The organism is Baaleninema sp. (genome assembly GCF_049974805.1).
Classification (GTDB): domain Bacteria; phylum Cyanobacteriota; class Cyanobacteriia; order Cyanobacteriales; family Geitlerinemataceae; genus Baaleninema.
On sequence record NZ_JBNGCO010000050.1, the window covers coordinates 21,940 to 32,797 of the forward strand.

Below are 10,858 nucleotides of genomic sequence, written 5' to 3' on the forward strand. Positions count from 1 at the left end.
AGAAATTGTCAATTATCAATTCTCTGCAGTCTTCCCCGAGCCAGCGACGCGCGGGCGCGAACGGCCAGTTCGTCGTCTGTTCCCTGGAGACCCTCGAAACAAGTGGAAATCCCATCGAGTCGATCGCTTAAAGTGGGGGTGAGATTTGCCCCCAAGGTTTCTAAGCCAACGATAGCTGCGTAACGCACCACCCATTCGGGGTCTTGAGTGGTTTGCAACAGGGTTTCTAGGGCTTTTTGTTGGCAGGTGGGGCGCTCTTCTGCTTCGAGGTCTTCCCAACGCAGAAACCCCAAACCTTTGGCCGCCGCGCGACGCACGCTGAGGGCGAAATCGCTCGCCGCCCCCACGAGGATATCGAGGGCGCGGGGGTCGCGAATTTCCGATAACGCCCGAATCGCCCAGGCTCTCGCGCCGTAATTGTAGCCGTCGAGTTGTTCGAGTAGCGGCACGACGGCAGGTTTGCCGATCCTGACTAAGCCACCAACCGCCGCGACAGCCGCACCGGGATTGTTGAATCCTAAAACGCGAATTAACGTCGGGATGGCGGCTTCGTTCTGTGCTTCGGCCAGGGCGCGAACGGCCGCGAGGAGACTGGCGGCGGAGTCGGCGCGATCGATCTCGGCAATCAGGGCTTCGACGGACATGGTGGGGGAATGAGCGGTCTGTGGTTGCGACATGGAGAGCAGAACGACTATCGACAAACGGACGCGGTTTGTCTTGACAAAAATACAATTCTATGTTATTAGCGCCCTACAACAAGCGATCCATATACTGCATGACCTCGATCGCGCGATCGTCAAGTTGGGGCGTACCCTCGTCGAGGGGTTCGTCGAGGTGGCGTTCGAGAATGCCTTTGAGGGCGATGAGTTTGAGGCTGTTTTCGGCCAGGGTTTCTGAAATTGGCTTGGCTGCGTCGAGATAGCCGATGGCGCCCAAATCCATGAGAGCGGAACGCCGCAGTTGTAAATCCCGTTCTCGCAGGGCTTTAACTAAGCGATCGCCGTACTGGGTGTCTCCCGTCAGTTGGTACAGAGCGCGAGAGGCGGCGTACTGCACGCGGGGAACGGGATGCTCTAAAAACGGCATCACCGAGGGGATAGTCTCGGTGGCGTGGAGGGCGCCGAGGGCTTCTAACACGGCGTCGTAGGGCTGTACGAGGTGGGGTTTGCCGGGAACGAACACCGCCGCTTCCACCCCTCCTTCGAGGAGTTTGACGAGAGCGGGAACGGCTTGGGCGTCGCGGAGTTCTTCGAGGGCTTGGGCGGCGGATTCGCGCACGTAGTAGTCCGAACAGCTTAAACTCTCGATGAGGGGCGGGACGGCGCGGGAATCCCCGAGTTTTCCGAGGGCTTTGGCGGCGTTGCGTCGCAGAGGATAGCCGCCGTCGGGGGATCGATCGATCTCGTCGGACAGGGACTCGATTAAGGCTTCGATGGCGGCGTTTTCGCGCACGCGAAATTTCCCCAGCCACCAAGCGGCATAATAGCGGGTGCTGGGGTCTTGGGTTTGTTTGAGGTTCGCGATCGCCTGCTCGATCGTCATCGATTCGGCAGGGATCGCGTCAACCTGGGATGACGGTTGCATGAAAGACTGCGTTGAACCTAACCTTCTGATTCTCCTTCAGAAGAAGCGTTCGGGTCAAACGAAACGGGTTCGATCTTCACGATTTCGCCACCCATGCGGGTAATGCGCTGCATTTCTTGATTCATGCGGCTGTAGGGAACCGTGAAGACCACAGTATCGCTGCTCCGAATCGGATAGCCGTTTTTGTCCGTTTCCGGATTTTGTCGCAGGCCGCGAACTTCATAGCGAAACAGGCGACCGCCCGAGGGGGTGTTAGCGGTTCCGCCAATAGCTGTAGAACCCATCATGGTGTTTGAGACTCCTTCAATCTACCGATTGGCGTGCGGGGACGAAGCCCCGCACTGATGCGATCTAACGCATCAAACTCGACCTAGTTAGCCGGTTTGATGCTGGCAACTTTTCCGCCTTCCCGTTGGATGCGTTGCAGGGTTTCCGAGAGGCGATCGTAAGGTACGAAAAACGCCCGAGAGCTGCGACGCACGGTCGGCGTTCCGCCACGGCGGAGATTGTTGGGATAGTTGCGTCCCAACAGTTTGGTGACTTCGACGCGATACACGCGATTGGCAGAATCGCCGATACCGCCGAAACCAAAGGAGCGAGAGGGGGCAACGCCCGCTTTCGAGGGACGATAGGCCCAACCGTCGTTGGAACCCGAAGGACCGACTACGGCGGAGGCTTGGTTGCGAGCCAGTTCGCCGGCTAAGCGCGATTCGGTACCGCGCAGTTGAGCGCGATCGCTGTTGGCGTAACCGCGATACAGTTGGAACATCCGGGTAAAGCCCACGGTTTTTTGTCCCCACTGGGTCTCGAAACCGCGATAGTACGGCACCACGTTTTCGCCGAAGTTTTCGGTGTACTCGACCGAATCGATGTAGGAATCGATATCGGCGTCGTAGCCTTCGTTTTGATAGCGATCGAGATGCTCGACGACTTCAGCTTCGTCTAAGGGGGCGCGGCCGAACAAGTGCTTGCAGTTAAGCTCGATAAACCGGGTCTGAAAACTGTTGTAGAAGAACTTCTTCTTGTATAATTCAGATTTCGCCACGGCGCGAACGAACTCGCGGACGGTAATACTGCCGTCGCACAGGAGCGATTCGGCACTCGTCAGTCGCTCGGAGGCCATAACGTAATCGTTACCGAGTAACTGGCGGTAAACCGCTCGAATCGCCATCTGCGCGTCGGCTTCCGTCCAGTTCGGACGCAGTTCGACGGGCGAGGCATCTGTAAAGGCAGACGTGCCTAAACGCGATGCTGCTGTGGTAATAGCCAAATTCAAATCCTCCTGTTCGGTGGCGTTATCTGCAAAGGCAGCTTTAACGCTCAAGCGGGCGTCACGCTAATCACGCGACCGCCCGAACGGTTGATGCGTTGTAGCTGCGCGGAGAGGCTGTCGTAAGAGACGACGTATTCGGTCGTCAGCTGACGGACTTGGGGACCGCGACGGGTTGCCGATTGCAACACCCGCACGCGATACCGCTGTTCGCGGGCGCCCCCGGTTCCGCCGGAAAGCACTTGCCGCGTCGCGGGCGTCCGCACGGGAGAAGACAGGTTCCGTGCCAGTTCCCAGGTCAGCCAGCCTTGGCTTTGCCGTTGGGCGCGATCGCTGTTGGCATAGCCGCGATATAGTTGGAACATCCGGCTGAAACCAACGGTTTTCTGTCCCCGTTGAGTCTCGAAACCGCGATAGTACGGCACCACGTTCTCGCCAAAACATTCCTGATACTCTTCCGAGTCGATATAGGAATCGATGTCGGCGTCGTACCCTTCGTTTTGGTAGAGATCGTTGTGAAACGCGATTTCGGCTTCGTCGTAGGGGGCGCGACCGAGTAAGTGTTTGTAGTTGAGTTCGGTAAACCGAGTTTGGAAATTGTTGTAGAAAAACTTGGTTTTGTAAAGCTCGGATTTGGCGACGGCACGCACGAAGTCTTTGACGCTGATGCTCCCGTCGCACAGGAGCGATTCGGCACTTTCGAGCCGTTCCGAACTCATCACGTATTCGTTGCCGAGCAACTGGCGATAGACAGCGCGAATGGCAACTTTCGCGTCGTCTTCGCTCCAGTTGGGGCGCAGTTCGATGCGGTTAGCATCTGAAAAGGCAGAGGTACCCAATCGAGATGCGGCTACAGTAATCGCCATGGGACTAACCTCTCGTTGTTTAACGACGAATGAATGATGGATATAAAAACAGCCCGGAACAACAAACAACTGCGAGCGCAATGCTGGTAGCCGCTTGCCGTTCCGGGCTAGAAAAAGCGATCTAGCTCAGAGCGTTAATCGCGTAGTCGATGTAGGAGTTCGCTTCGACGGCAGAATCTCCGCTCAGACCGTGGTTAGCCTTGATGTATTTCAGGGCTTCAACGTACCAGCTCGGAGAGAGTTCGAAGGTGCGGTTGATTTCGTCGAGACCAGCAACGAGGTATTCATCCATCGGGCCCGTACCGCCAGCCACGAGGCAGTAGGTCACCATACGCAGGTAGTAGCCGATGTCACGAGCGCACTTCGCTTTCCCTTCGGGGGTAGAAGCGTAGTTGGCGCCTTGCATTTGGGTGGTGTAAGGGAATTTGTTATACACCGCTTGAGCAGCGCCGTCTACGAGAGACTGAGCTTTGTCAGTCAGTTGACGAGCGGCTTGCAAGCCGGCATTGGCTTGACGGTAGCGACCGAACGCAACTTGGAGTTCGGTGCTGCTGAGGAAGCGACCTTGAGAATCTGCTGCAGCGACTGCTTCGGTTAACGGGGTCTTCATTGAGTAATCTCCTTTTTGACTGTCAAAACGGTTTTCAAATTCAGATGTCCGCCAAGCGGACGATAGCTCGCTGGACTACTGTGCGAACTACGCAACAGCAGCAGCAGCGCGATCGAAGTAGGTGCCGATTTCAGACATCAGGCTGCTGCAATCTCCGGGGGTGATTCCAGCGGGATCGCCAACGATTTGCAGAGCCGCTTCTTTCATTTTTTGAACGCCAACGGCCACGGAAGCACCGGGGGTTCCGAGAGCTACGTAGGTTTCACGCAGACCGTTCAAGCAACGATCGTCCAGAACGCTGGCATCGCCGGAGAAGACCGCGTAGGTGACGTAGCGCAGGATGATTTCCATGTCGCGCAAGCAAGCAGCCATGCGACGGTTGGTGTAAGCGTTTCCACCCGGAGCGATCAGTTGGGGTTGCTCGGCGAACAGGGCGCGAGCGGCGTTGGAGACAATCGTGGAAGCGTTGCTCGTGATGCGGTTGACAGCGTCAATGCGTTTGTTGCTGTCAGCAACCATTTGTTGCAGCGCGTCGAGCTGGCTGGCAGAGAGGTATTCGCCACGAGCGTCAGCTTGAGAAACGACCTTAGTGAATGCGTCGAACATGAATGAATCTCCTACTTGTTTTGAGATGGGCTTGGTCTAGATTCAAACGAGATCTGTTATCGCTTTGGCTCCTAGACGGAACCCGGGACGACTGACAAGTTTTTGCGTTGAGGTTTCGCTAGAGTCGCTCTCTCTTTTTTGTCCCCCTCGGAGTTGTCTTTTCGACTCCCGATGGCTTTTCTCGGAAAACTGAGAAAATCGGACTGTTATATGAGAGAAGCAACGAACGGCTGAAACTCAATTTTTACTTGTCGTTCGTGTCCTTCCGATAAACTTTATACACTGCTACCGAGTGTTTTTGAGTTACGTTTTGTAAAGATTTTGAGTAAAAGGGAATCGAACGCTCGAGGGGAGAGACGGCCGCTGCGATCGCGGGTTTTCTCCCAGGTCTCCTTCGAGAAACACTCGAGAGGACGGGAACTCGACAGCATCGCCACAATAGGCGTTGGGCAAAATTTTTCACCCACACCCGTTTGACGATCGGTTAAGTCGTTCGCCCTAAGATCTCGGAAATCCTCAGAAACTTCGTAACTCGCAATGTTTGGCAGGGGGAAACGTTACAATCCAATAACGCCCCAAGCGGCCAAAGCGACCGCGATCGTCCCCAAAGTTAACAGTACGCCGCCAGTAGCCGCTAGAGCGTTCCACAGACGTACTGCCGTCGGAGACGGCGATTTCTGCCAATCCCAACGCGGCGGCGGACAAACATACGATCCCCGCATCCAAGGAAAACTTCGCGCTTCTTGCGAAAAATATCCCAAGGATTCGAGAAAAGCTCGATAGTCGTCGCCGTAACGCGGCATCCGCTCGAACGGTAATTCGCCGCGATCGCGCTGAGGTAAAACGCGCCGTCGTTGATAGGGAACGGTATCGTCTCCGAACTGGGTCAGATACTCTTCGCTATCGAGGAGCGCTTCGATAAATCCCTGGAGTCCTTGCGTGGCCAAGACAATCGACCAGGCCAGTTTTTCTCGCTCGTTATACGCATCCCGTCCGAGCAATCGTCTCAGGCACATCTGGGCGAAGCGATAGTTATTGTTCGCCTCGTAGTTGTACCGACGGAATACGTCTGAGGTGGCCAGCCCCCGAATGAAATCTCTTACAGAGATTTCGCCGTACCGCAACTGAGACTCGAGAGCCTGTTGGCGGTTATATTCGAGGATTTGCTGTTCGTTGAAAATCTGGCGGTACGCCGCGCGAATCAACTCGTCCATTTCTGCGCCGCTGAGGGCGTCGCTCGTCGAGTAAATTCGCGGTTGTTCGTCTCCTGGCACTTCGTAGCCAGTCACGCGCTGGTTTTGACTCGAGGGAGAATAACTCAGCAAAGGGAGCGTCATAAAAAACCTCCGCAAAGAAAACGATCTCAGGTCAAACTGGGATCTTTCGGGTTGACTCTCCTCGGGAAAATATCCTTTGGAGTGGCAACGCGACTGGAGTGAGTCGAAAAATCAAACCTTTGTAACGGTTGATTGTTTCTCACTGTAGGAGGCCGTGTCGATCGAGTCCAGCTTAACGGTCGTAAATGTTACATAAATAAATTATTTGTGATGTAGCTCAATAGTTACCTTGAAACCAAACTTTACATTCGATCGCCACCCAGCTCGAACTTCCCTACAATGGAACCGTTCCACGGATACGACCGCCCCTCGATTTTCGTTACATTTCTACATCAGTCGATCGTTTATTGACATTTTCTCGCCAGTCCTCGAATCGCCAGCGCGAACGGATGCGATCCCTGAAATCCCTCGGTAACATAGACAGCATCGGCACGCTGTTTCCAAACCATGAGCGAACACTTTCATTCTCAACCCGACCCCCGTTCCATTTCCCCCAGCGGCTCGGAGGCCGTACCTGTAGACTTACAACCGTCTATGGCGATCGCGGGGCGCTATCGCGTGCTAACTGCCCTCAGCCAACACCCGAGCGCCCGCACCTTCTTCGTCGCCGACGAACACAAGCCGACGCAAACCTTTTGCGCCGTCGCCGCTCGTCCGGCGGACGCTCCCTTATCTCGCGAGACCCTCGTGCGTTGGGAACAGTTAAGCCAACATCCCCACATCCCCAGCTTGCTGGCAAGTTTCGATCGAGACGGCCGACAGTACCTCGTCCAAGAGTACGTCATGGGGCAAAGCGCCCACCAACAAGTCCTCGAGTCCGGCCCCTGGAACGAAACACAAATCCAACAGCTTCTAGATGACGTTCTCCCAGTCCTCGGCGACCTGCACGACAAAAAACTCGTTCACCGGGACATCAAGCCCCAGAACCTCATCCGTCGCCAATCAGACAACCGCTGGATTCTCGTAGATTTCGGCTCCCTCCACAGTCACGCCGTCCCCAGTTCCCAAGACTCCCTAACGGGTTCGGCAGAATACGCCGCCCCGGAACAACTCCAAGGACGCCCCCTACCTCAAAGCGATTTATATAGTCTCGGCGTCACTTGTCTCTATTTACTGACCGACCTCTCGCCGTTCGAGTTGTACGACGATCGCAACGATATTTGGAACTGGCGGAGTCGCTGTCGCTACCCCCTCAGCGATCGCTTAGCGGCAATTCTCGATCGCATGGTGGCGCGAGAACTCCCCAAACGCTACCCCAACGCCAAGGCGGTCTTAAAAGACCTCCACCGCCGCGATCGAACCCCTTTACTAACCTCGTTACTGCTCGCCCGTCCCGCCCTATTGGCCTTGTTAGCAGTTTCCTTCGGCAGCAGTCTCTTACAACTGTGGTGGAGCGATCGACCCCAACCCGTCGCCAACCAATCCGAAGTTGCGCCTCGGATTCACCACAAACCCGTAAAACCCCAACTGGAAACCGCCTTACCGCTGAAAACCCTCGCCCGAGATACCAGCCCGGTGTGGTCGGTAGCCGTCAGTCCCGACGGTCGATCGATCGTGACCGGAACTTCTACAGGATCGATCGACCTACGAAATCTCGATCGTAACTGTCTCGACGGAAACTGTGCCGCCCAGTTGAGTTTCGCCGGCCACAGCGCCCCCATTTGGTCCGTAGCCGTCAGTCCCGACAATCGCACCGTGGCCACCGCTGGCGAAGACCGCACCGTTCGCCTGTGGAACCGTCAAACAGGAGAGTTAATCGCCACCTGGAACGGTCACGACGCGGAAATCTACGACATCGCCTTCAGTCCAGACGGTCGGGTTCTCGCCACCGCCAGCGCCGACGGGAAGGTAAAAATCTGGGACGCTACCCCTTCGCCGCGCGATCGCACCTCGACCCCCCTCCACACCCTCAGCGGACACCGGGACGAGGTGAAATCCCTGGCCTTTAGCCCCAACGGTCGCGTCCTCGTCACCGCCAGCGAAGACGGAACCGTAAAACTCTGGGATTGGCAGACGGGGCAGTATTTGAAAACCCTGGCCTATCTCAACGTTCCTGTGTGGTCGGTGGCGGTCAGTCCCGACGGTCAAACCGTCGCCACGGGAAGCGCCGACGGTTACGTGCAAATTTGGGATCTGGGGAACGGTCGCCGTTTGCGGGTTTTGACCAATCACGACAATCTCGTGCAGTCCTTGGCGTTCAGTCCGCAACCGATGGGGAATTCGCGGCGAGGGAAATATCTTCTCGCTACTGCGGATGTCGATGGCACGATTTTCTTGTGGGACACCGATACGGGCGCGATCGTCGGTCAACTCGAACAACACGCCGGTTGGGTGGATTTAGCCTTCAGTCCCGACGGTCGCCGTTTGGTCAGTGGCGGGTTTGACAGTACGGTGAAAGTCTTGGATTTGCAGATGTTCAATCGATAGATTTGCGGATTGGGTCGGGAATCTGTTTCCCATCGGAAACGGATTCCGTATTCCAGGGGGTTTCGCCGGACTGATTGGGTTTCTGCCCATCTCGACTAATCCAAACCCAGTTCTCGCTTGAGTAAGGAAATGGATTGATTGCTGATGTAGTTTTCAAAGCAAGTGACTTGCGGCGGACGGATTAAATCGTCGCGAGCCGCTTGAATGGAGGCTTTGACGGAATCGAGACTGGCGCGATCGCAAATAATCGTGCGGGCGCTCCGCACCATTGCATTTAATTTATAGGTATTGCCCAGTTGCGTGGTAATCACCAACAAATCATCTCCCCGCAAACTGTGAACGATGACCTCAGCCGCTCGCAGCAAACCCGAACTGATGCTGACGAGTCCCAAACAGCTATCTTTCGGTAAGTCTTTCACCAACTCGGTTTCCTTGGCGTAATCGTAAATATCGATGGGAATCACGCGAACCGAACGGGGGGCGGCGATGGATTCAGCCTCGCCGATAAAATACCGACTCGTCACGACGGTTCCCGAGTGGGCTTTTTCCAAGACCTCCGCCAACTCTTCCATCGGTACCAACTGCACCGGAATTTTCAGGGCTTGTTCGAGTTCCTGCGCCATCAACTCGCCCACGCCGATGTCTTGCAGCGGCGCTGTCACCAACACGCGGGCGCTACAGCGAAGCCGCCAGTCGATTTCACCGAGTAACAGTTCTCGGGCTTCGTTGAGGGAACAGCCCAGTTCGATGAGTTCGTCCAATCCCCGTTTGACCATAGCCTGGGCTTCGGGGTACTGCTCTAAGATAGGCGAACCGAGGTGAGTGCCGCCTTCTTCGTGTCCTCGCGCCCGCACGTAAATCCCAGAACCCGCTTGAGCCTCGACTAAGCCAATGTCTTCGAGTTGGCGATAGACTTTGCTGATGGTATTGCGGTGCAAGCCAGTTTGCATCGCCAGTTGTCGGGTACTTGGGAGTCGGTGTCCCGGCGGAAACTGGCGCGAGGCGATGGCGAACCGAATTTGGTTGAAGAGTTGGTTCGACGCGGGAATATCGCTGTCGGGTTGAATGTGAAATTTCACGATGTTCAGACTGCCCCTAACACACTGGTAACGTCGCAACGGCGACGCGGCTGTAAGCCTATTTTACACCGCCGATTTGAGGGTTGAGGGGATGGAAAATCCGGTTTGGATCGGTATTCACCACACCAGAAACAGATTGAGAACCCGAAGACTTGACGAAAATTGAATTTTAAATCAATAATTTCAACATCGATGTAAAACCCTGTAACGAGAGGGTTACAGGGAAACTTAAATCGCTATTCTGGACGTTCTGATTTGGGCGATTGTCGATCGCGCAGATGGCGAGTTAGGGCGTGGAGTCCGAGAATGTAACTGTAATATCCGAAGCCGCTAATTTGTCCGACGGCGACGGGTGCGATATAAGAGTGATGGCGAAACGCCTCTCGCTGGTGGATATTGCTCAAATGAACTTCCACAGTGGGAATTTTTACCGCCGCGATCGCGTCTCGTAGTGCCACGCTCGTATGGGTGTACGCGGCGGGGTTGATCAACAATCCGTCGTACTGCCCCCAAGCCTGTTGGATGGCATCGACTAGCCCACCTTCGCTGTTAGACTGAAAGCACGAAACTTTAACTTGTAAAGTCCGTGCTTCTCGATCGATCAGTCGATCGATTTCATCTAGCGTAACTGAGCCGTAGACGTTGGGTTCTCGCTGGCCTAAAAGATTTAAATTGGGCCCGTGTAGGACGAGCGCCTTCAGCCAGCCCGGTGATGCCGAGGACACCAATAGACTACCGACGAATTCGGCGATCGTCAACGGGAATTGGAATGGGTTCGACTTCGGGTTGAACGTCAGGCCCTAACAAAGATTCAATCAGTTTGCGCGCCCAATCCCGAACCTTCTCCAATACCTTTTCAATGTAGTCCATCAATCAGATAGCTCCTTCAGTGCGGCCTAGTAATCCGGCTGAGCCAAGACAAGGTAGCTCTACCAAAGATTGGTTCTCTTCATCTATCATAGCGAAATGGTTAAAAAGGATCAAAGTCCTTGAATTGACAATTGATAATTGCTCCCCATCTCCTCATCTCCTCATCTCCTCATCTCCTCATCTCCTCATCTCCTCATCTCCTCATCTCC

General features: G+C 55.2%; 12 protein-coding genes. 1 reads left to right on the forward strand and 11 read right to left on the reverse strand.

What is annotated here, in order from left to right; genetic code table 11:
* Nucleotides 1-8 precede the first annotated feature (8 nt).
* The 8 genes from ACP5D4_RS11400 to ACP5D4_RS11435 form a co-directional block, all read right to left on the reverse strand.
* The gene (locus ACP5D4_RS11400; RefSeq protein ID WP_428011750.1) at nucleotides 9-677 is read right to left on the reverse strand and encodes a HEAT repeat domain-containing protein; all 669 of its coding nucleotides are present in this window, start codon (nucleotides 675-677) and stop codon (nucleotides 9-11) included.
* Between the two features lie 73 nt (nucleotides 678-750).
* On the reverse strand, nucleotides 751-1,542 hold the full coding sequence (locus tag ACP5D4_RS11405; protein WP_428011751.1) for a HEAT repeat domain-containing protein: 792 nt from the start codon (nucleotides 1,540-1,542) through the stop codon (nucleotides 751-753).
* A 59-nt stretch (nucleotides 1,543-1,601) separates the two neighbouring features.
* On the reverse strand, nucleotides 1,602-1,871 hold the full coding sequence (locus ACP5D4_RS11410; RefSeq protein WP_428011752.1) for a phycobilisome linker polypeptide: 270 nt from the start codon (nucleotides 1,869-1,871) through the stop codon (nucleotides 1,602-1,604).
* 83 nt (nucleotides 1,872-1,954) lie between these two features.
* Nucleotides 1,955-2,854, reverse strand: a complete 900-nt coding sequence (locus ACP5D4_RS11415) for a phycobilisome rod-core linker polypeptide (protein WP_428011760.1) — start codon at nucleotides 2,852-2,854, stop codon at nucleotides 1,955-1,957.
* A 50-nt stretch (nucleotides 2,855-2,904) separates the two neighbouring features.
* Nucleotides 2,905-3,720: a phycobilisome rod-core linker polypeptide gene (locus ACP5D4_RS11420; protein ID WP_428011753.1), complete on the reverse strand. Its 816-nt coding sequence runs from the start codon at nucleotides 3,718-3,720 to the stop codon at nucleotides 2,905-2,907.
* A 121-nt stretch (nucleotides 3,721-3,841) separates the two neighbouring features.
* Nucleotides 3,842-4,330, reverse strand: coding sequence for a phycocyanin subunit alpha (gene cpcA / locus ACP5D4_RS11425; protein WP_428011754.1), 489 nt, complete (start codon nucleotides 4,328-4,330; stop codon nucleotides 3,842-3,844).
* 87 nt (nucleotides 4,331-4,417) lie between these two features.
* A complete protein-coding gene (locus ACP5D4_RS11430; RefSeq protein WP_428011755.1) occupies nucleotides 4,418-4,936 on the reverse strand; it encodes a phycocyanin subunit beta in 519 nt (172 codons plus the stop codon).
* A 557-nt stretch (nucleotides 4,937-5,493) separates the two neighbouring features.
* Complete coding sequence (locus ACP5D4_RS11435; RefSeq protein WP_428011756.1) at nucleotides 5,494-6,273, reverse strand: phycobilisome rod-core linker polypeptide; 780 nt, start codon at nucleotides 6,271-6,273, stop codon at nucleotides 5,494-5,496.
* Nucleotides 6,274-6,720: 447 nt separating this feature from the next.
* Between ACP5D4_RS11435 and ACP5D4_RS11440 the strand changes: the two genes are divergently transcribed.
* Entirely contained in the window at nucleotides 6,721-8,700 is a 1,980-nt protein-coding gene (locus tag ACP5D4_RS11440; protein WP_428011757.1) for a protein kinase domain-containing protein, read from the forward strand.
* A gap of 95 nt (nucleotides 8,701-8,795) precedes the next feature.
* Here ACP5D4_RS11440 and ACP5D4_RS11445 read toward each other — a convergent pair whose 3' ends face one another.
* From ACP5D4_RS11445 to ACP5D4_RS11455, 3 genes are all read right to left on the reverse strand, one after another.
* Entirely contained in the window at nucleotides 8,796-9,782 is a 987-nt protein-coding gene (locus ACP5D4_RS11445) for a GntR family transcriptional regulator (RefSeq protein ID WP_428011761.1), read from the reverse strand.
* Nucleotides 9,783-10,015: 233 nt separating this feature from the next.
* Nucleotides 10,016-10,504, reverse strand: a complete 489-nt coding sequence (gene aroQ, locus ACP5D4_RS11450) for a type II 3-dehydroquinate dehydratase (protein ID WP_428011758.1) — start codon at nucleotides 10,502-10,504, stop codon at nucleotides 10,016-10,018.
* A 7-nt stretch (nucleotides 10,505-10,511) separates the two neighbouring features.
* Nucleotides 10,512-10,649, reverse strand: coding sequence for a hypothetical protein (locus ACP5D4_RS11455; protein ID WP_428011759.1), 138 nt, complete (start codon nucleotides 10,647-10,649; stop codon nucleotides 10,512-10,514).
* Between the last annotated feature and the right edge of the window lie 209 nt (nucleotides 10,650-10,858).